This is a genomic window from Amycolatopsis keratiniphila subsp. keratiniphila (assembly GCF_001620365.2).
In the GTDB taxonomy this organism is placed as follows: Bacteria; Actinomycetota; Actinomycetes; order Mycobacteriales; family Pseudonocardiaceae; genus Amycolatopsis; species Amycolatopsis keratiniphila.
This window is the reverse complement of record NZ_LQMT02000005.1, coordinates 185,737-204,706: the sequence shown is the minus strand read 5'-3', so window position 1 is coordinate 204,706 and position 18,970 is coordinate 185,737. Positions and strand designations below refer to the sequence as shown.

Annotated in this window: 16 protein-coding genes; 6 read left to right on the top strand and 10 right to left on the bottom strand. The window is 69.5% G+C overall.

Features of this window, described 5'->3' with window-relative positions:
• Positions 1 to 314: 314 nt before the first annotated feature.
• From AVR91_RS02965 to sigC, 5 genes are all read right to left on the bottom strand, one after another.
• On the bottom strand, positions 315 to 1,127 hold the full coding sequence (locus AVR91_RS02965) for an aldo/keto reductase (protein WP_063276575.1): 813 nt from the start codon (positions 1,125 to 1,127) through the stop codon (positions 315 to 317).
• A 9-nt stretch (positions 1,128 to 1,136) separates the two neighbouring features.
• Complete coding sequence (locus AVR91_RS02960) at positions 1,137 to 2,378, bottom strand: PucR family transcriptional regulator (protein ID WP_063276574.1); 1,242 nt, start codon at positions 2,376 to 2,378, stop codon at positions 1,137 to 1,139.
• A gap of 140 nt (positions 2,379 to 2,518) precedes the next feature.
• Positions 2,519 to 2,974, bottom strand: coding sequence for a (2Fe-2S)-binding protein (locus tag AVR91_RS02955; protein ID WP_016335901.1), 456 nt, complete (start codon positions 2,972 to 2,974; stop codon positions 2,519 to 2,521).
• Between the two features lie 26 nt (positions 2,975 to 3,000).
• A complete protein-coding gene (locus AVR91_RS02950; RefSeq protein ID WP_063276573.1) occupies positions 3,001 to 5,253 on the bottom strand; it encodes a xanthine dehydrogenase family protein molybdopterin-binding subunit in 2,253 nt (750 codons plus the stop codon).
• A gap of 180 nt (positions 5,254 to 5,433) precedes the next feature.
• Positions 5,434 to 6,003, bottom strand: coding sequence for an RNA polymerase sigma factor SigC (gene sigC, locus AVR91_RS02945; RefSeq protein WP_016335903.1), 570 nt, complete (start codon positions 6,001 to 6,003; stop codon positions 5,434 to 5,436).
• A 58-nt stretch (positions 6,004 to 6,061) separates the two neighbouring features.
• Here sigC and AVR91_RS02940 point away from each other — a divergent pair, with 58 nt between their 5' ends.
• The 3 genes from AVR91_RS02940 (at position 6,062) to AVR91_RS02930 (ending at position 8,599) form a co-directional block, all read left to right on the top strand.
• Positions 6,062 to 6,790, top strand: coding sequence for a zf-HC2 domain-containing protein (locus AVR91_RS02940; protein ID WP_063276572.1), 729 nt, complete (start codon positions 6,062 to 6,064; stop codon positions 6,788 to 6,790).
• Positions 6,791 to 6,998: 208 nt separating this feature from the next.
• The gene (locus AVR91_RS02935) at positions 6,999 to 8,201 is read left to right on the top strand and encodes an ROK family transcriptional regulator (protein WP_063276571.1); all 1,203 of its coding nucleotides are present in this window, start codon (positions 6,999 to 7,001) and stop codon (positions 8,199 to 8,201) included.
• Positions 8,202 to 8,245: 44 nt separating this feature from the next.
• The gene (locus tag AVR91_RS02930; RefSeq protein ID WP_063276570.1) at positions 8,246 to 8,599 is read left to right on the top strand and encodes a nuclear transport factor 2 family protein; all 354 of its coding nucleotides are present in this window, start codon (positions 8,246 to 8,248) and stop codon (positions 8,597 to 8,599) included.
• On the opposite strand, the gene AVR91_RS02925 is transcribed toward AVR91_RS02930, so the two are convergent.
• Positions 8,596 to 9,102: a PaaI family thioesterase gene (locus tag AVR91_RS02925; protein ID WP_063276569.1), complete on the bottom strand. Its 507-nt coding sequence runs from the start codon at positions 9,100 to 9,102 to the stop codon at positions 8,596 to 8,598. The genes AVR91_RS02930 and AVR91_RS02925 overlap by 4 nt on opposite strands.
• Before the next feature lie 72 nt (positions 9,103 to 9,174).
• Between AVR91_RS02925 and AVR91_RS02920 the strand changes: the two genes are divergently transcribed.
• The 3 genes from AVR91_RS02920 to AVR91_RS02910 are packed head-to-tail and all read left to right on the top strand — an operon-like array spanning position 9,175 to position 12,866.
• A complete protein-coding gene (locus AVR91_RS02920) occupies positions 9,175 to 9,732 on the top strand; it encodes a TetR/AcrR family transcriptional regulator (RefSeq protein WP_228708195.1) in 558 nt (185 codons plus the stop codon).
• A 42-nt stretch (positions 9,733 to 9,774) separates the two neighbouring features.
• A complete protein-coding gene (locus AVR91_RS02915; RefSeq protein ID WP_063276567.1) occupies positions 9,775 to 10,509 on the top strand; it encodes an HAD family hydrolase in 735 nt (244 codons plus the stop codon).
• A 56-nt stretch (positions 10,510 to 10,565) separates the two neighbouring features.
• Complete coding sequence (locus AVR91_RS02910) at positions 10,566 to 12,866, top strand: glycoside hydrolase family 65 protein (RefSeq protein ID WP_143253868.1); 2,301 nt, start codon at positions 10,566 to 10,568, stop codon at positions 12,864 to 12,866.
• Positions 12,867 to 12,939: 73 nt separating this feature from the next.
• On the opposite strand, the gene AVR91_RS02905 is transcribed toward AVR91_RS02910, so the two are convergent.
• From AVR91_RS02905 to AVR91_RS02890, 4 genes are all read right to left on the bottom strand, one after another.
• Positions 12,940 to 13,119 (bottom strand): hypothetical protein, encoded by a 180-nt coding sequence (locus AVR91_RS02905; protein ID WP_037344936.1) that lies wholly within the window; start codon positions 13,117 to 13,119, stop codon positions 12,940 to 12,942.
• A 39-nt stretch (positions 13,120 to 13,158) separates the two neighbouring features.
• Positions 13,159 to 14,115, bottom strand: coding sequence for a Ppx/GppA phosphatase family protein (locus AVR91_RS02900; RefSeq protein ID WP_063276565.1), 957 nt, complete (start codon positions 14,113 to 14,115; stop codon positions 13,159 to 13,161).
• 368 nt (positions 14,116 to 14,483) lie between these two features.
• On the bottom strand, positions 14,484 to 15,524 hold the full coding sequence (locus tag AVR91_RS02895) for an LLM class F420-dependent oxidoreductase (protein ID WP_063276564.1): 1,041 nt from the start codon (positions 15,522 to 15,524) through the stop codon (positions 14,484 to 14,486).
• An 80-nt stretch (positions 15,525 to 15,604) separates the two neighbouring features.
• Positions 15,605 to 18,916 (bottom strand): DUF885 domain-containing protein, encoded by a 3,312-nt coding sequence (locus AVR91_RS02890; RefSeq protein WP_063276563.1) that lies wholly within the window; start codon positions 18,914 to 18,916, stop codon positions 15,605 to 15,607.
• Between the last annotated feature and the right edge of the window lie 54 nt (positions 18,917 to 18,970).

The following is an 18,970-nucleotide window of genomic DNA, read 5'->3' as shown; positions in this document are numbered from 1 at the left end:
TCCTTGCCTACCTTGAAGGTAGGGAAGGAGGCCTTCACGGACTAGGCGATCGCCACCCGCAGCCTCAGCAACAACACCAACCCCAGCAGTCACGGTGGTGCGCGTGAAGGACCGGTCGTGAGTGTTTTTGGTCGTTAGAACGACCAAAAACACTCACGACCCCTCCGCAAAACGCCCGAATCGGGCTTAATCGCCTCAATAAGTGTCCCCTGTGGACAGTCCGCGTATCCGCTTGACCAGCGAACCGGCGACTTTGCCGGGGCCCTGGCGCCTAGGTACAGGAAGGGGGCCTTCATGTACATCAGAGGCACCACTCACGCGCCCAGCCGCTCCAGGTGTTCAGCAGTCAGCTTCACGTCCCCCGCGGCGAAGTTCTCCTCCAGATGCGGGATCTTCGCCGTCCCCGGGATCGGCAGGATCACCGGCGACCGCGCGAGCAGCCACGCGAGCCCGACCTGCGCCGTGGTCACCCCGAGCTCCGAAGCGACGGCCGTGAGCTCGACGCCGCCGGAAGACGCGGCGCCGAGCACCGGACGCCAAGGCAGGAAAGCGATCCCCGCCGCCTCGCACGCGTCCAGCACCGCTTCGTGCTCGCGGTCGAGGAGGCTGTAGCGGTTCTGCACGCTCGCGATGTCCACGATCTCCCGTGCCCGCGCGAGTTCGTCCACGGTGATCTCCGACAGCCCGATCCGGCCGATCTTGCCCGCGTCACGCAGGTCCCGCAGCGCGCCGAGCTGGTCGGCCAGCGGGGTTTCCGGGTCGATTCGGTGCAGTTGCAGCAGCTCGATCCGCTCGACCCGCAGCCGCCGAAGTCCCTCGTCCACCTGCACGCGCAGGGATTCCGGCCGACCGTCGTACTTCCAGTCGTCCCCGGTCCGCACGACGCCGACCTTCGTGGTGACCACCAGGTCGTCCGGATACGGGTGAAGCGCCTCGGCGAGCAGTTCCTCGTTCGCCCCGCCGCCGTAGAGGTGCGCGGTGTCGATCAGCGTGACGCCGAGCTCGACCGCGCGCCGGGCGACGGCGATCGCGTTCTCGCGTGCGGGTCCGGCGTCGGTGGGCAGATGCATGGCACCGAAACCGATACGGCGTACGGGCAGGTCTCCGCCGATGGCGAACTGTTCCATGGGAGGAACCTAGCGCAGCGGATCCCTCGGCGAGGGCAGATGCGAAGTATCCGGGAACATGTGGAGCGCACGCAGGGCCGCGCCGAGTTCGGCGATATCCGCCGGATCGGTCAGCGAACGGCCGAGCTCTTCGGAGATCCGCTTCAGCCGGTGCCGGATCGTGTTGGGGTGACAGAACATCCGCTCCGACGTCAGCTTCGTGGAGCCCTGGCATTCGAACCACGCCCGCAACGTCAGCAGCAGCACGTTCCGGTCGTCGCCGGGCAGGTCGAGGATCGGCCGGAGCACGTGGTGCGCGAGCTGGACCGACGCCTCCGGCGAGCTGGCGACGAGACCGGCGAGCGGGGATTCGTTGAACTGCACCATTCCCGTCGTCCCCGGCATCATGCTGGAGAGCGCGACCCGCGCGAGGTGCAGGGCGCGGGAGGTGTTCCCGAGTCCGGTGAACACCGGGCTGACGCCGATCCGGCCGGTCTGGTTCTCCCGCAGCAGTCCGATGATCACCTGCGACGCCGCCGGATCCCGCATCGAGACCACACCGACCTGCAGATCCGGCGTGAGCCGCCAGGCGGACGCGTGATGCCGGTCGCGAAGCCGGTTTTCGATCTGTGGCAACGGTTCGTGCCCGACGCGCGGGGTCTCCGCCGCGACGACCACATAGGTTCCGTCGAGCGAGAGTTCCAGCACACGCGCGATGTCCCACAGCGTGCCTTCGGTGGCCGCGCCGCCGGCGAACAGCGCCTCGACCAACGCCGAGCGCCGGCTTTGGTGCGCCAGCATGACTTCGGCGGTGGTGTCGCGGTAGGTCGTCGTCAGCGCCTCAGCGTAGTCGTCGATCAGCGCCCAGATCGCCGACGTCGCGGCGACGAGGCCGCGAAGGTCCTGGTGCTCTCCCGACGCGGTCAGTTCGACGAACCGGTTCCACACCTCGGTGAGCCCGATCCGGTAGGCCCGGAGGAGTTCCGGCAGCGGCGCGCCCTGCAACGCCCGCGCGCGCCCGGTCGCCCGCGCCTGCGCGAGGTCGGGTTTCTCCGTGCCGCGCAGGGTCCGCATGACGAACTCGAGGTTGTTCCGCACCGACGTCCGCAGTTCGGCGAGGGTGACGAACTGCGCGTCGCGGTACACCGGCATTTCGGCGCGGATCTGCTCGACGGTGCCGTCGATGAGCCCGGGAAGCTGCTTTTCGACCTCGACGGCCAGTTCGGCGACGATGACGGCCGAGCCTTCGCGGAGCACAGTTTCGTAGTGCATGGACGTCCTCCGGGGCAGGGACTCCTCGTCGAGTCCCTGGGGCCGTCATCTAACACGACTTGCCCGGAGGTGGCCTGTCGAAGCGCGAAGACTCCGCTGGTGCGGCAGGAAGTCGGGATTCCCGCCGCACCGGCGGTGGTTCACATCTTCGCGGCCGCGCTCTTGATGGCTTCGCGGATCCGGAAGTAGGTGCCGCACCGGCAGACGTTCTGGATCGCGTCGATCTCGGCGTCGGTCGGGTTCTTCGTCTTCTTCAGCAGCGCCACCGCGGCCATGATCTGCCCCGGCTGGCAGTAGCCGCACTGCGCGACGTCCTGCTCCAGCCAGGCCTCCTGCACCGGGTGCAGGTCGTCACCGTCGGCGAGGCCTTCGATCGTGGTGACCTCCTTGCCCGAGCAGTCGGACACCGGCGTCACACACGGGTTGAACGCCTCGCCGTCGAGGTGGCTGGTACAGGCCTTGCAGACGTTGATCCCGCAGCCGTACTTCGGGCCGCGGACGCCGAGTTTGTCCCGCAGCGCCCACAGCATGGGCAGATCCGCGGGCGCGTCGACGGTGACGGTCTTCCCGTTCACCGTGAAGGTGTAGTTGGGCATCGAAACTCCTTGGCGGGGAAGGAAAGTCAGCGGGGGAAGGGGTCGAAGTCGATCGGGAAGTCGATCGGGAAGCTGCGCGGTTTGATCCCGGTCGCCCGCGCGTAGGCGTTCCCGATCGCGCCGACCGGCGCGGGCACGCCGAGTTCCCCGGCACCGCCGATCTCGCCCGTCTCCGGCATGACGAACACCTTGACGTCCATCGGCGAGTTCTTCTGCCGCGCGTAGTGGAACTGCGAGTAGCTGCCCTCCAGCGGCAGCCCCTTGTCGATGTGCAGGCCCGCGGTCAGCGTGGTGGAGATGCCGTCGGTCAGGCCGCCGAGCATCTGCGCCTCGATCCCGCGCGGGTTGATCGGCTTGCCGACGTCGACCGCGATGGTCGCCTTGGTGACACGCGGCTTCTTCGGGTCGCGGGCGTCCATTTCGACGAGGCAGGCGGTGTACGACTTGTACTCGCCGTGCACGGCGACACCCTGAGCGAAGCCCTTGGGCATCTTCTTGCCCCACTCGCCGAGTTCCGCGACCTTGTCCAGCACGGCACGCTGCCGGTCGTTCTTGATGAACTCGCGCCGGAACTCCACCGGGTCCTTGCCGAGTTTCGCGGCGATCTCGTCGACCATGATCTCTTCGGCGCCGCGTGTGCTCGCCGAGTACACCGACCGCCAGGCACCGGTGTGGAAGTCCACGGGCACCTCGTTGAGCAGCTGCGTGGTGACGCCGAAGTTGTACGGCGACTTCACCGTCAGCAGGAACACCGTCTGCGCGAAGCTCAGGTTGCCGCCGACGGGCAGTTCGGAGGCGAACGCCGTGAGTACCTCGCCGAGCCCGTGGCTCCAGTCGGTCTCCACACTGGCGACGCGGTGTTCGAAGGTGAGCACCTGGCCGAGGGCGAAGGTGGCGCGGATCTTGTGGTGGCTCGCGGCCCGCGCGCGGCCGTGGCGCATGTCGTCGATGCGGCTCCACATCAGCCGCACCGGCCGCTTGAACGCCTTGGAGGCACGCGCGGCCTCGATGGCGCCGTCGGAGAACAGCCGCCTGCCGAACGATCCGCCCGCCTGCTGGACGTGCACGACGACCTTGTTCTCGGGCAGACCGAGCTCCTGCGCGATGTTCTGCTTCGCGAGGATCGGCACCTTCATCCCGGACCAGATGGTCGCGCCGTCTTCGCGGACGTCGGCGACGGCCGAGTTGGTCTCCAGCGGGGCGTGGCTGGCGAAGGCGAAGTCGAACTCGCCGTCGACGTACTGGGTCAGCAGCGGAGGCACGACGAACGGGAGCGCCGCGGCCTGCAGCTTCTTCTTGATCGTCGCGTTGTTCTCCCCGTCGACGGTGCCGCCGTTCCAGCTGACGTCGAGGGCGTTCTTGCCGTCCAGCGCCTGGCCGAAGGTCTCGGCCATCACCGCGACCCCGGTCTTGATGACCGCGATGTCGATGATGCCCGGCATCGCGCGGACGGCGGCTTCGTTGTTCACCTTCGCGACCGTGCCGTTGATCGTCGGCGGGCGGCGGACCATCACCGGCTTCGCGCCGGGGACGTCCAGGTCGAGGGTGTACTTCAGCTGCCCGGTGACCATCGCGCGGGCGTCCTTGCGCGATTGCGGCGTGCCGACCAGCTTGTGCGCGGACTCGGCCTTCGGGGTCGCGGTGAGCTTGCCGAGGTCGGCGCGGGCGGCGGGTTTGGCCAGCGCGCCGTAGTCCGCGCGGCGGCCGTCGGGGGCGATCACCGCACCGTCCCTTGTGGACAGCCGGTCGGCCTTGGTGCCCCACTGCTTGGCGGCGGTCGCGACCAGGCGGGCTCGGGCGGCGGCGGCCGCGGTCCGCACTGGGGTGTAGAGCGAGCGCATCGTGTTGGAGCCGCCGGTCAGCTGGTTGAACAGCAGTTCCGAGCGGGCGTCGGAGAGGACGACGTCGACCTGGTCGAGCGGGAGGTCCATTTCTTCGGCGACCAGCATCGCGTTCGCCGTGGTGATGCCCTGGCCGACCTCGGTCCGCGGCAGTTCCAGCCGGACCCGGCCGTCTTCGCGGACTTCGAGGACGAGCAGGTTGGCGGTGGGGGCGTTCGACAGGATCAGCACGTCGCCTAGGTCGAGGATCTCGGCCGGGCCCGGCGGGGTCGGGATGACGGCTTCGGCCTCTTCAGGCGCGACGGTGTCGATGCCGATCTTCGTGGCGATCGTGAGGGTGGGCGCGGCGACGAGGAAGGTCAGGAACCGGCGGCGGCCGAGGCCTCCGGGGTCCGGAGCCTCACTGCCGTGGCCCTCAGCGGTGGTGGGACTGGCCATCGGGAAGATCCCTTCGAGAGCGCGCGGAGCAGGCGGGGACCCTCGCGCGGCCTGGGGTTGGATGGCGACACGCTAGGCATCGGCATTCGGCCTAGTCAACGCGGAGTAGTCGTGTCGCCCCATCTGTGTGACGAGGTGACAGCGGAAGGGCTCAAATGTGTGACGCGCCACAGGCGGGCGTCAGATGGAGTCGCGCTCCCGGCCCGCTTCCAGCAGGTCTTCGCGGGCGCGCGCGACGCGTGAACGCACGGTGCCGACCGGGCAGCCGCAGATTTCGGCGGCTTCGGCGTAGGAAAGGCCCAGCACCTGGGTGAGGACGAGGACCTCGCGCCGCTCCGGGTCGAGCCCGTCGAGCAGCATCCGCAGCTCCACGAGATCTTCGAACCCGGCGACACCCTCGGCCTGGCGGGCGCCACGGCGTTCGGCGGTGGCCTCCCAGTCGACGTCGGCGAGCTTCGGGCGCGCCGAAGCCGCGCGGATGCGGTCGACGACCACGCGGCGCGCGATCGACAGGAGCCAGGTCCGCGAGGACGACCGGCCGGCGAACCGGCGCAGGCTGCCGAACGCGCGCAGGTACGTCTCCTGGGTGAGATCGTCGGCGGCGCCGACATCGGCGAGGTGCGCGACGAAGCGCCAGACGTCCGCCTGGGTGGCACGCACCCAGTCCTCGAGCGCCCGCCGGTCGCCGCGAGCGGCGGCGAGAGCGAGCTCGGTCACCCGCTCGTCGTCGTGGTTGCGCGCCCCGGCCATACGAGAAACGTAGCAGCGTCGCGGGAACCGGGGCAGGCCCGCGCCCGACAAGTGAGACGTGAAGTGCGAGACCTGCCGCGAGGCCCTGTCGGCCCGGCTCGACGGCGAAACCGAACCCGCCCCGCCCGAGGTGGTCGACCGGCACGTGGCGGGCTGCCCCGCGTGCCGGTCGTGGCTTGCGCGCGCCGAGCGGATGCACCGGGCGATACTGCTGCGGCCCGCTCCCGCGGTCCCGGACCTCACCGCCGTCATCCTCGAACGCACACCCGCCCCGCCGAGCGAGGGCTGGCCCGCCAGGATCGCGCTCGCCCTGGTCGCGATCGCGCAGCTCGGGCTCGCTTTCGCCCAGCTGCTGGGCGTCGAAGACCACACCGCGGGCCACGGCACGGAATCCCTGATCGGGCACCTTTCCCACGAAAGCAGCGCGTGGAACCTCGCCGTCGGCGTCGGACTCGGCTGGGCGGCCGTCCGCACGAAGGCGGCGGCCGGGCAGCTACCCGCGCTGACCGGTTTCGTCGCGCTGCTCCTGGCGCTGTCGGCGGGCGACCTCGCCACCGGGCAGGTGACCGCCGGACGCGTGCTCACCCACGGGTTGGTCGTCGCCGGACTGCTGTTGCTGTACGTGGTGAACCGGCAGCACCGGCTGCGCAACCGTCCCAGCCCGGCGACGACGGCCGATCACCCGGATTCCCACAGCGCCGAAACGGACCACGAGACCGGCGAAGCCCCCGAACGACCCCGGCAGCACAGGGGATTCCGGCGGCCCGCGAGCCGCCACGTCGCCTGACGACACCTGGTCTAGACCATTACCGGTCACTGGGAGCATGCGCCCGAATACCGGGTGAATCACGGTTTTCCGCGCGCGGCGTGCGCGATCCGCGGCGCGGGCACGTTTATCGTCGCCTGGGACCACCGAATGTAAACCTTCTTGCCCATATCGGGCCGGAGGCGGATAACTTTGGTGGAACACCTTGGTTCGACAGGAGGCGAAGCTCGTGGTTGGCGCAGAAAACCCACCCGTCGGCACCCCCGCCGGGATGCGGAAGATCAATCAGCGCGCCGTGCTGGACCTCCTGCGCCGCAGCGGCCCGGCGACGCGGCCCCAAGTCGCCAAGGACACCGGTCTTTCGAAACCCACGGTGAGCCAAGCGTTACTGGCGCTCGAAGCCGCCGGCCTCGCCAGGGCTACCGGGCACACCTCGACCGGCACCGGCCGGTCCGCCGTCCTCTACGAAGCGGATCCCACGGCGGGCTACGTCCTCGGTGTCGACATCGGACGCGAGCACCTCCGCGTCGCCGTCTCGGATCTCGGCCACACCGTGGTCGCCCGCCGTGACGAGCGGAACACCTCGCGTTCGGGCACCGCACTCGTCAGCGCCGTCGGCGCCCTCGCGTCGGCGACGGTGCGCGAAGCAGGACTGTCCCAGGCGGACATCGTCGTGCGGGTCCTCGGCTCCCCCGGCGTCGCCGACCCGGACAAACGCTGCTTCCGGCACGCGCCGAACCTGCCCGGCTGGGGCAAGGCGGGCCTGCTCGACGAACTCGAAGGCGTCCTCGGCCCGGATCTGATGGTCGAGAACGACGCGAACCTCACCGCCGTCGGCGAATGGGAACGCGGGGCCGCGCGCGGCGCGTCCGTGTTCGGCTGCATCACCATCGGCACCGGCGTCGGGATGGGCGTGATGGTCGACGGCCAGGTCTTCCGCGGCGCGACCGGCGCGGCGGGCGAAATCGGCTACCTGCCCTACGGCCAGTCGCACGCGGCGGGCGAGGGCGAGGACGCCCCACCGGTCCGCGGCCACCTCGAAGAGGCGACGGCGGCGCAGTCCGTGGTCCGCGGCGCGCGCGAACTCGGCCTCGGCACGGCGAAATCGGCCCGCGAGGTCTTCCGGCTCGCCCGCGACGGCGACGAGCTCGCCCTGCGTGCCGTCGAGGCGGAGGCCGACCGGCTCGCGTACACCGTGGCGTCGGTGGCGGCGGTGATCGACCCCGAGCTGATCGTGCTCGGCGGCGGCATCGGCACCGCGGCCGATCTGCTGCTCGACCCGATCGACCGCGCCCTCCGCTCGTTCACCCCCCTGGTCCCGGCGGTCGTCCAGGGCGAACTGGGCGACGACGGCGTGCTCACCGGCGCGATCAGCGTCGGGCTGCGCGCCGCCGAGGGCCTGGTGTTCGAACGCAAGGTCGGCGCGGCCTAGGGCATTACCTCCGCGGTAATCGACAGCGGGTGCACGCTGTTCCTATGACCACAGCCAAGAAGATCGTCCTAGACTGTTTCGAGAACATGTTCGTGCACAAGGACTTCGCCGCCGCGGGCAGGAACGTGCACCCGGATTTCGTCACCCACAGCCCGGGTTTCCCCTCCGGCCGTGACGCTTTCGTCGAAGCCATGCGCAATTCACCGCTGGCGGACGCGGAGGTCGCGGTGAAACGCGTGATCGCCGACGACGAGCACGTCGTCGTGCACCTGCACGTCGTCCGGCCGGGCGAGGAGCTCGGAGCCGCCATCGTCGACATCGTGCGCGTGGAAGACGGGCTCATCGTGGAGCACTGGGACGTCAAGCAGCCCGTGCCGCCGGGCGCCGAGATGTTCTAGGGCTTGATGATCAGGCAGGTGCTCGACGCCGTCGCGAGCACCTTGCCCTGCCCGTCGCGGAGGTCGCCCTCGGCGAACGCGACGCGCGAACCGGCCTTCACGATCCAGCCGTGCGCGCGGATCTCCCCCACCGAACCGGAAATCGCGCGCAGGTAGTTCACCTTCAGCTCCACCGAGGTGTACCCGACGCCGGCGGGCAGGGTCGAGTGCACGGCGCACGCCACCGCCGAATCCAGCAGGGTCGCCGCGACCCCGCCGTGCACGGTGCCGATCGGGTTGTAGAGCGACTCGTCCGGCGTCGCCGCGATCACGACGTCACCCTCGGCCACGCTCACCCAGCGCATGCCGAAATGCGCCGAGATCGGCGCGGGCGGGATCCGGCCCTCGGCGATCCCGGTCAGGTAGTCGAGCCCGGACAGTTCCCGGCCGAGCCGGGCGGTGGGCAGCGGATCCTGCCAGGTCACGGTCTTCTGCCTGGTCTGCCCGGTGACGTCGATGGTCATGGCTGCCTCCTAAGACGATCGTCCTAGGCTTTCCTAAGACGGTCGTCCTAGTCAAGGACTATGCTGGACCACGTGTCCGACACCACCACTCGCGAGCGGATGATCTCGACCGCGATGACACTCTTCCGCCGCGAGGGCTACCAGGCGACCTCGTGGCGGCGGCTGGTCGAGCAGGCAGGCACGCCGTGGGGGTCGGCGTACCACCACTTCCCCGGCGGCAAGGAGCAGCTCGCGGTCGCCGCGATCGAGCTCGGCACCGCTGTCGTGGCGAAGACGGTCCGCCGCGCTTTCGAACGCAACGAGACGGTCGAAGACGCCGTGGCCTGGTGGTATCGCAAAGCGGGTGAAGCGCTGGCCGCCGACGACTACCGCGGCGGTTGCCCGCTCGCCACGATCACACTGGAGATGGCGCACGCCTCCCCTGTCATCACCAAGGCGTGCCAGGACGCGTTCGCCGCATGGCACGAGCTGCTCGTCGAACTGCTCGGCGAGGTCGAGGATCCCGAAGACGTCGCGACGGCCATCATGACCAACCTCGAAGGCGCCCTGCTGGTGAGCCGGGTCCGCCGGTCTCCGGAACCGCTGGAGCGGGCCGCGCGGCACGTCGCGCTCGTGGTCCGCGCCGCCTGAGAGCCGAGCGAGTACCGGCGAGCGCGGGTAGCGTTGCCAGACATGATCGGTCTGCCCGACACCATCACGGCCTGTCTCTTCGACCTCGACGGCGTGCTGACCGGAACCGCGGCCCAGCATCGCGAAGCGTGGAAGCGCACGTTCGACGAGTTCCTGCGCGCCCGCGACGGCGACGCGTTCTCGCCGTTCACCGACACCGACTACGCGGCCTACGTCGACGGAAGGCCGAGGGCCGACGGCGTCCGCACCTTCCTCACCTCACGCGGGATCGAACTGCCCGAGGGAAACCCCGACGACGGCATCGACGCCGCCACCGTCAATGGCATCGGGAACCGCAAGAACCAGCTGGTGCTGAAGATCATCGACGAGGAAGGCGTGACCCCGTACCCGGGTTCCGTCCGATATCTGGAAGCGGCGAAGGCGGCCGGACTGCGCATCGGCGTCGTCACTTCGTCGGCCAACGGCGCCAAGGTGCTCGACGCCGCCGACCTGACCAGGTTCGTGGAAGCGCGGATCGACGGGATCGTGATCGCCGAGCAGAACCTGCGCGGCAAACCCGCCCCCGATTCCTTCCTCGCCGGCGCGGAGGCGTTCGGTGTCGCACCGGCGAACGCGGCGGTCTTCGAGGACGCGCTCGCGGGCGTGCAGGCCGGCAAGGACGGCGGTTTCGGTTACGTGGTCGGGGTGAACCGCGCGCACCAGGCGGGCGAACTGCTCGCGCACGGTGCCGACGTCGTGGTGGACGACCTCGCCGAACTCCTGGAGGACCGCAAGTGAGCGAAGCGCTTTTCCGTGGCTACGAGGTCGCGCCCTGGGAGCTGCGCTGGCACGGGATGGACGTCGACGCGTTGCAGCGCACCGAATCGGCGTTCGCGGTGTCCAACGGGCACATCGGCCTGCGCGGCACGCTGGAGGAGGCGGAGCCGCGCGGCCTGCCGGGCACCTACCTCAACGGTTTCTACGAACAGCACGACCTTCCGTACGCGGAAACCGGTTACGGCTACCCCGAAGAAGGCCAGACCGTCGTCAACGTGACCGACGGCAAGATCCTCCGGCTGCTGGTCGAGGACGAACCGCTCGACATGCGCTACGGCCAGGCCACCGAACACGACCGCGTGCTCGACTTCCGGAAGGGCACCCTCGCGCGCGACACCGTCTGGTCCTCACCGACCGGGCGCCGCGTCCGGGTGAAGACCGAACGCCTGGTCTCGTTCACCCAGCGCGCCGTCGCCGCGATCCGGTACGAGGTCGAACCGCTCGACGACGATCTCCAGCTGGTGGTGCAGTCCGATCTGCTGGCGAACGAACCGATCGAGTCCGACACGCGCGATCCGCGGGTCGCGGCGGCGCTGGAATCGCCGCTGGTCGGCGAATATCACCATGCGGAGGCGTATCACGCGGTGCTGGTGCACCAGACCCGGCGATCCGGGCTGCGGATGGCCGCCGCGATGGACCACAAGATCGACGTCTCCGACGGCGTGCGCACGCATATCGAGGCCGAGGACGATCTCGCGCGGCTCACCATCGCCGTCGACGTGCCCAAGGGCGGACGGCTGCGGATCACCAAGTTCCTCGCCTACGGCTGGTCCGCGCAGCGTTCGGTGCCCGCCGTGCGCGCGCAGGTCGAGGCCGCGCTGGCCGGGGCCCGGCAGACCGGCTGGAAGGGACTGCTCGCCGAACAGAAGGAATTCCTCGACGACTTCTGGGAGACCTCGGACATCGAGATCGACGGCGACCCCGAACTGCAGCAGGCCGTGCGGTTCGCGCTCTTCCATCTCCTGCAGGCCGGTGCCCGCGGCGAGACCAGGGCGTTGGCGGGCAAGGGTTTGACCGGCCCAGGCTACGACGGCCACGCGTTCTGGGACACCGAGACCTTCGTCCTGCCCGTGCTCACCTACAGCATCCCGGACGCCGCCCGCGACGCCCTGCGCTGGCGTCACTCCACTTTGGACAAAGCGCGGGAACGGGCGACGCAGCTGGGTCTACGCGGTGCCGCGTTCCCCTGGCGGTCCATCAACGGCGCCGAGTGTTCGGCGTACTGGCCGGCGGGCACGGCGGCGTTCCACGTCAGCGCGGACATCTCCGATGCCGTCGTGCGCTATCTCAACGCCACCGGCGACGACGAGTTCATGCGGACCTGCGGCGCGGAACTGCTCCTCGAAACCGCGCGGCTGTGGGTGTCGCTGGGGCATTTCGACCGGCGAGGCCGGTTCCGGATCGACGGTGTGACCGGGCCGGACGAGTACTCCGCGGTGGCGGACAACAACGTCTACACGAACCTGATGGCCCGCCGGAATCTCTTCTACGCCGCCGAAATCGTCGGCCAGCACGACGACATCGCCCGGCGGTTCGAGGTCGGCGACGACGAGGTCGCGTTGTGGCGCAAGGCGGCCGACGCGATGCTGGTGCCCTACGACGATGACCTCGGCGTCCATCCGCAGTCCGAAGGGTTCCTGGAGCACGACGAGTGGGATTTCGAAGCGACGGACCTGGATTTCTACCCGCTGCTGCTGAACTTCCCGTACTTCGACCTGTACCGCAAGCAGGTGGTCAAACAGGCCGATCTGGTGCTCGCGCTACATCTGTGCGGTGATTCCTTCACCCCTGAACAGAAAGCGCGCGACTTCGCCTACTACGAGGCGATCACCGTGCGGGATTCCTCGCTGTCCGCGGGAACGCAGGCCGTGGTGGCGGCCGAGGTCGGACATCTCGAACTGGCCTACGACTACCTCGCCGAGGCGGCGCTCACCGACCTGCACGACGTGCACAACAACGTCCGCAACGGACTGCACCTGGCGTCGCTGGCGGGTGCGTGGCAGGGCACCGTCGCCGGTTTCGGCGGGCTGCGCGACTACGGCGGACGGCTGACCTTCGCACCTAGGCTGCCGCCACAACTGCGGCGGATCGCGTTCCGGCTGACCTTCCGCGGCACGCGGTTCCAGGTCGAGATCGACGGCGAGGGCGCGACGTACCACGTGATCACCGGGGAACCGCTGGAACTGGCGCACCACGGCGAGACGTTCACCGTGACCGCGGAACCGGTGCGGCTGCCCATCCCGGCGATCGATCCGGGCCCGGCGCCGACACAGCCCGCGGGCCGCGCTCCGGCGAGGCGGCAGCCGAAGGACGCGTGACTCGCGAAATGTCATGAAAGGGTCGTTCAGGACGAAAAATGTCCTGAACGACCCTTTCATGACACTCGCAAGCTCAGTCCGGGGGTTCGATCGGGGCCTCGCCGCCGCCCGGTACGTCGTCGACCTCCTTGGTGCCGTGCGGCCCGATGTCCCGGTTGGGCGCGCTCGGCACGTCGGTCTTCGGCTGGATCCCGCGGAGGTCGTCGAGATCTTCTTCGTCGTCCTGCCCGAAGCTCTTCTTGCTTTCCCTCATGTGTCCGGGGTACCCGCTCGCGGCCGGATGCGCCAGTCCTCAGGCGGCTTTCGCCGGTTTGCCGTCCAGCGTGACCAGCCCGTCGAGCATGCCGAGCAGCAGTCCGTCCCTGGTGGACCACGGGCAGATGGCGACCTGACCACCCGAAAGCGTCAGCAGCGCCTCGGCGACGATCGCGCCCGCGAGTGCCTGATGGGACCGCTGCCGCGAGATGCCCGGCAGTTCGGCGCGGCGTTTCGCGGGCAGCTTCGCCAGCCGCGGGATCCACGCACGGAGGTCGTCGAGGTGCAGTTCCCTGGAGCGGGAGGGCCGGTCGCCCGCGAGCCGGGCGAGTTGCCGCAGCACCTTGGAGCAGCCGACGGCGCGATGGTCGCGGATATGCGGCAGGACGTCCTGCATCGCGTCGCGGACCTCGTCGAGCACGTGTTCCCGCATCGCCCGCACGACCTTGGGCGACGGGCATTCGGTGGCGAACCAGTCCCGGGTCAGCGAGCGCGCGCCGAGCGGCAGGGAATGCGCGAACCCGGCTTCCTCGGCGTCTCCCGCGGCGAGCTCGACGGTCCCGCCGCCGATGTCGAGCACGAGCAGTCGCCCGGCGGAAGCGCCGTACCAGCGGCGCGCGCCGACATAAGCCAATTCCGCCTCGCGGCGGCCGGTGAGGAAGCGCAGTTTGACCCCGGTGGCCTTCGCGACGTCGCAGACGACCTGCTTCACGTTGGCCGCGTCGCGGATCGACGACGTGGCGAGCGGGTACACGTCCTCGACGCCGTGCTTGGCGGCCATGGTCATCCCCGCCTCGACCGCGGAGGAGACCGCGTCGATACCACGCCGGGTCAGATTCCCGTCATCGTCGAGTTCCCGGTCCAACCGCAGCCGCGTCTGGTGGCTCAGCACGGGGTCGAGTGGCGAACCACCCTTGGCCAGGACCACCAGCCGTGCACTGAACGACCCGACGTCCAGGACCGCGGCGGACGGCTCGCCGATCTGCTTGCGCACGCGAGGCACCTCACCTTCGTCGCGAACGGATTCCCCCGAGGTCTCGCTTTCACTCCTGATAATGGCGGATTTTCCCGCCGTTCAGGCGTAATTCACGTTCTCTTTCCACCGGGAGGCCGTTTTTTGACCACGAAGGGGGTACACCGGCGCAGGTCAAGTATACCGTATCGATACAGGTGAGAGGTTCCCCTCCCCCGTGCGCGCCTAGGCCGTGTCCTGCAAGTCATGTTCGCGGTCTTCGCGCCCAGGCGGTCCCTGACGGCACGGGCGGGCTCGGCCGAGTACGACCCGGTACGAGGCCGACCCGCCCGCACCGCCAGGAACCACCTGGATCACGAAGCCCATCGAACAGACTTACAGGACACGGCCTAGTCGATGAGTTCGCGCAGCTTCGAAACCTGCGCGACGCGGGCCTCGCGCCCGGGCAGCAGCGGGTTGACCACCAGCGTGGTCGCACCGGCCTCGCGGAAGGCCGCCAGCCGCTCCTTGACGTAACCCTCGGGACCGATCAGCGAGATCGCCCTGATCAATTCCTTCGGCACCGCCGCGGCGGCCTCTTCCTTCTTGCCGTCCAGGTAGAGGTCCTGGATGAGCTTCGCTTCGGCTTCGTAGCCGTACCGCTGAGCGAGACTGTTGTAGAAGTTCTTGCCGCGTGCGCCCATCCCGCCGATGTAGAGCGCCAGCGTGCCGCGAAGGTGGTCCAGCATCCCTTCGACGTCGTCACCGATCGCCAGCGCGGTGCCGACGAAGGTGTCCAGCTCGCCCAGCGACGGGTCACGCTTCGCCTTGCCCTCGGCCAGCGACGCACCCCAGACGTCCGCGGCCTTCTCGGGGTGGAAGAAGATCGGCTCCCAGCCCTCGGCGAGTTCGGCGGTGAGCGCGACGTTCTTCGGGCCGATCGACGCCAGCAGGATCGGGATCCGCTCGCGCACCGGGTGGTTGATCAGCTTCAGCGGCTTGCCGAGACCTGTGCCCTGCTCGGGTGGCAGCGGGATCGAGTAGTGCGTGCCGGAGTGCACCACCTTCTCCCGCCGCCACACCTGACGGCAGATGTCGATGATCTCGCGCGTGCGCCCGAGCGGCGCGTCGTACTTCACGCCGTGGAAACCCTCGATGACCTGCGGACCGGAGGCGCCGATGCCGAGCGTGAACCGGCCGTCGGACACGAAGTCGAGCCCGGCTGCGGTCATCGCGGTCAGCGTCGGCGTCCGCGTGTAGATCTGGAAGATGCCCGACGCGATCTGGACGCGATCGGTCTTCGCCGCGACGTAGCCGAGCTGGCTGACCGCGTCGAACGAATAGGCCTCGGGGACGAAGACGATGTCCAGCCCGGCCTTCTCCAGTTCGACGATGTCGGCCACGCTCTCGGCGAATCCGCCGGCGTAGCTGATCGCGGTCCCGATCCTCATCCGCATCTCCTCATCGAGTTACTGAGCGCTCGCTTAGCGACAGTATGCGCCGGGAGCGCGCACTTCGCGTGTGTTCCGGCTCACTGCGCGGCCACCCAGGCCTTCACCACCTGGTCCAGCACCTCCAGCGGCAGGATCCCGTTGCTCAGCACGACCTCGTGGAAGCCTTTGATGTCGAACCGGTCGCCGAGCGCGGCCTCGGCCTCGGCGCGGATCCGTTCGATCTCCAGCCGTCCCACCATGTACGACAGCGCCTGCCCGGGAACGGCGGCGTAGCGGTCGATCTCGGCCTCGATCTCCACCCTGGCCATCGGCGTGTTCTCGGCCAGGTAGTCGACGGCCTGCTGACGGCTCCAGCCAAGCGCGTGCATCCCGGTGTCGACGACCAGCCGTCCGGCGCGCATCGAATCCTGGGTGAGCATGCCGAACCTGGTCAGGTCGCTCGAGTACAGGCCCATCTCGTCGGCGAGGCGCTCCGAGTAGAGACCCCAGCCTTCGACGTAGGCGTTGACGTCGGCGTGCCCGCGCAACATGGGCAGTCCCTTGAGCTTGTGCGCGATGCAGATCTGGAAGTGGTGCCCCGGAACGGCTTCGTGGAAGGCGATCGCCTCGCTCGTGTGCTTCGGGCGCTGCTCGGCCTCGTAGGTGTTCGCGTAGTAGGTGCCCGGCCGCGAACCGTCGAGCGCCGCCTCGATGTAGTACGCCAACGTGCCGCCGGGCGCCTCCGCGGGCGGAACCGGCTCGACCTGGCACCGCTCCTCAGGAACGGTCGAGAACCACTCCGGTGCGACGGCTTCGGCGCGGGTGATGGCGTCACGCGCGGCGTCGAGCAGTTCGTCGCCGTCTCGCCAGCGCAGTGCCGGGTCGGTGCGCAGCCGCTCGAAAATCTCCTCGAGATCCTTGGTGCCGAAGATCTTCTCGCCGAGCTCGCGGTACTGGTCGGCCAGTTTCGCGATCATGCCGAGGCCGGTGTCGTGCAGATCCCGCGCGGTGCGCTCGGTGGACGTATGCGCCCGGATCAGCGCGGCGTACTTCTCCTGCCCGCCGGGAAGCGCGCAGAGACCCGGCTCGGTTTCGGGCTTCGCCACGGGACGCAGCTCGTCGGCGAGGAAATCGCGATACCGCTGGTAGGCGGGCCGGACGACTTCGGCCAGCAGCCGGTCACGTTCGGCCTCGTAGCCGTCCACGGAAACGGACGCGGTGAGCGCCAGCGGATCCCCCGCCTCGTCGCCGAGATAGCGCTCCACGTAAGCGATCCCGCCTTCGACGAGGAAGCCGGGCGGGACGAGACCGTCGGCCGCGGCCGCGCGCTGGCGCACGATCAGAGCATCGAGGTAGGCGCCCATACCTTCCAGCCGCTTCAGGTAACCGCGGACCTTTTCCTCGTCGTTCAGCGACAGCACCGAAAGTTCGTTGAGCATGAACAGCGCGGGCGAGGCGAGCCCGTCGCTGACCGAGAACTCCGAGGCCCGCGAATCGATGACGTCGACCATCGCCTTCGCCTGCTGGATCACGACCTCGCGGGTGACCGCCTCGGCCGGGGAAAGTCCTTCGGTGGCAAGGGCTTCGGCCCGTTCGGCGATGGCGACCGCCGACGCGCGCTGTGCGGCCGCGGCCTCCGCGCTCGGGTCGGGCAACGCGCCTTCGTCGCCGGGGAGGCCGAGCAGCGAACGCCACAGCGGAAGCTCCTCGAACTTGAGCTCCATCAGCTCCTCGGCGAGGCCGTTCGGGGTGTCGCCGTGACCCTTCACCCAGTCGCGGACCACGCCGTCCAGCACCGAAAGCGGCAGCGACCCGCCACCGAGCACGACGTCGTGGAAGGCCTTGATGTCGAACCGGCCGCCCAGCGTCAGCTCGGCCGCGGCGCGGATGCGCTGGATCTCCAGCCGTCCCACCATGTACGAGAGCGCCTGGCCGGGGAAGGCGATGTACCGGTCCACTTCGGACTCGATCTCCACGAGCGCCATCGGCGTGTTCTCGGTGAGGAAGTCGATGGCCTGACGGCGGCTCCAGCCCAGCGCGTGCAGCCCGGTGTCGACGACCAGCCGTCCGGCGCGCATCGAATCCATGGTCAGCATGCCGAGCTTCGCGACGTCGTCGGAGTACAGGCCCATCTCGTCGGCGAGGCGCTCGGTGTACAGGCCCCAGCCCTCGGCGTACGCGGTGAAGTCGCCGACACGGCGGAGCAACGGGAGCTCGGTGAGGCCCTGCGCGAGGCTCAGCTGGAAGTGGTGGCCGGGGATGGCCTCGTGGAAGGCCGTCGCCTCGGCCGCGTGCCGGAACCGCTCCTCCGCCTTGTGGGTGTTGGCGAAGTAGATGCCGGGGCGGGAACCGTCGACCGCGGGCCACATGTAGTACGCGGCGGGCGCGCCGGGCGCGGATTCGGCGGGTACCGGCTCGACCGTCCACGGCTGCGGCGGGATCCGGCCGAACCAGTTCGGCGCCTCGGCCTCGGCCCTGGTGATGGCCGCGCGGGCGGAGTCGAGCATCTCCTCGGCGCTGGACCAGCGCAGATCCGGGTCGCTGCGGAGCCTGCTGAAGATCTCTTGGAGGTCGCTGGTGCCGAAGACCCGGGAGCCGTACTCGCGGTACTCGTCGGCGAGGCCGGCGATCACGTCGAGACCGGTCTGGTGCAGCTCACGCGGGGTGCGGACGGTCGTGGTGTGCATCTCGGCGAGCAGGGCGTAGAGGCGCTCGCCGTCGGGCAGCCAGCAGACGCCGGGTTTGTCCTCGGGACGGCCGTGCGGCGCGATCTCCTTCGCGAGCACCTCCCGGTACTCGGCGATCGCGGGACGGACGACGTCGCGCAGCAGTCCGGCGCGCCGGGTCTCGAAGTCCTCGTCGGGCGCGGGCTGGCGCAGCAGCGGATCGGCCGAGGGGTCGGCGAGATGCCGGTCGAGGTACGCGACGGCGGCGTCGACCAGGTAGGCGACCGGGACCAGGCCGCGGGCGACGCCGTCCCGGTGCCGCTGCGCGGCCTGCCGCAGGTACTCCGGGATCGCGGCTATCCGCCCGAGGTGGGCCTCCGCCTGCGCGCCCGCCCCGACCGACATCATCGGCAGCACGGTGAGCACCTCGGCGGCGGGTGAGATGAACAGGTCGCTGATGGTGAACTCGACGAACCGCGAGTCCAGCAGGGCGATCCTCGCCCGCGCCATCGCGATCAGGACGTCACGGGTGGTCTTCTCCTCCGCGCTCAACCCGTCGGTGGCGATTGCCTCGGCCCGCTCGGCGAGCCCGGCCAGCCGCGCGCGGAAAGCGTCTCCCGCGGCCTCGCTGAGATCGGTGAGGCCGGTCGATTCCGGACGGAAGCCCTGCAAAGCGGGCATGACCGGCTCGGCGTCGAAGAGGGCTTCGACGAACTCGTCGGCGAGGGCGGAGACTTGGCTCATGTTTGCTTTCCCCAGTGGTCGATGGAGGCGGTATCCCCGACCCTAATGGAGAGC

Bases quoted from the DNA above. Each gene is read 5' to 3' on its own strand.
- AVR91_RS02905 (WP_037344936.1), bottom strand. From the start codon at position 13,119: ATGAGGGAAAGCAAGAAGAGCTTCGGGCAGGACGACGAAGAAGATCTC.
- AVR91_RS02890 (WP_063276563.1), bottom strand. From the start codon at position 18,916: ATGAGCCAAGTCTCCGCCCTCGCCGACGAGTTCGTCGAAGCCCTCTTC.
- AVR91_RS02950 (WP_063276573.1), bottom strand. From the start codon at position 5,253: ATGGCCAGTCCCACCACCGCTGAGGGCCACGGCAGTGAGGCTCCGGAC.
- AVR91_RS02925 (WP_063276569.1), bottom strand. From the start codon at position 9,102: ATGACCATCGACGTCACCGGGCAGACCAGGCAGAAGACCGTGACCTGG.
- AVR91_RS02930 (WP_063276570.1), top strand. From the start codon at position 8,246: ATGACCACAGCCAAGAAGATCGTCCTAGACTGTTTCGAGAACATGTTC.
- AVR91_RS02955 (WP_016335901.1), bottom strand. From the start codon at position 2,974: ATGCCCAACTACACCTTCACGGTGAACGGGAAGACCGTCACCGTCGAC.
- AVR91_RS02960 (WP_063276574.1), bottom strand. From the start codon at position 2,378: ATGCACTACGAAACTGTGCTCCGCGAAGGCTCGGCCGTCATCGTCGCC.
- AVR91_RS02895 (WP_063276564.1), bottom strand. From the start codon at position 15,524: ATGAGGATCGGGACCGCGATCAGCTACGCCGGCGGATTCGCCGAGAGC.
- AVR91_RS02965 (WP_063276575.1), bottom strand. From the start codon at position 1,127: ATGGAACAGTTCGCCATCGGCGGAGACCTGCCCGTACGCCGTATCGGT.
- AVR91_RS02915 (WP_063276567.1), top strand. From the start codon at position 9,775: ATGATCGGTCTGCCCGACACCATCACGGCCTGTCTCTTCGACCTCGAC.
- AVR91_RS02910 (WP_143253868.1), top strand. From the start codon at position 10,566: ATGGACGTCGACGCGTTGCAGCGCACCGAATCGGCGTTCGCGGTGTCC.
- sigC (WP_016335903.1), bottom strand. From the start codon at position 6,003: ATGGCCGGGGCGCGCAACCACGACGACGAGCGGGTGACCGAGCTCGCT.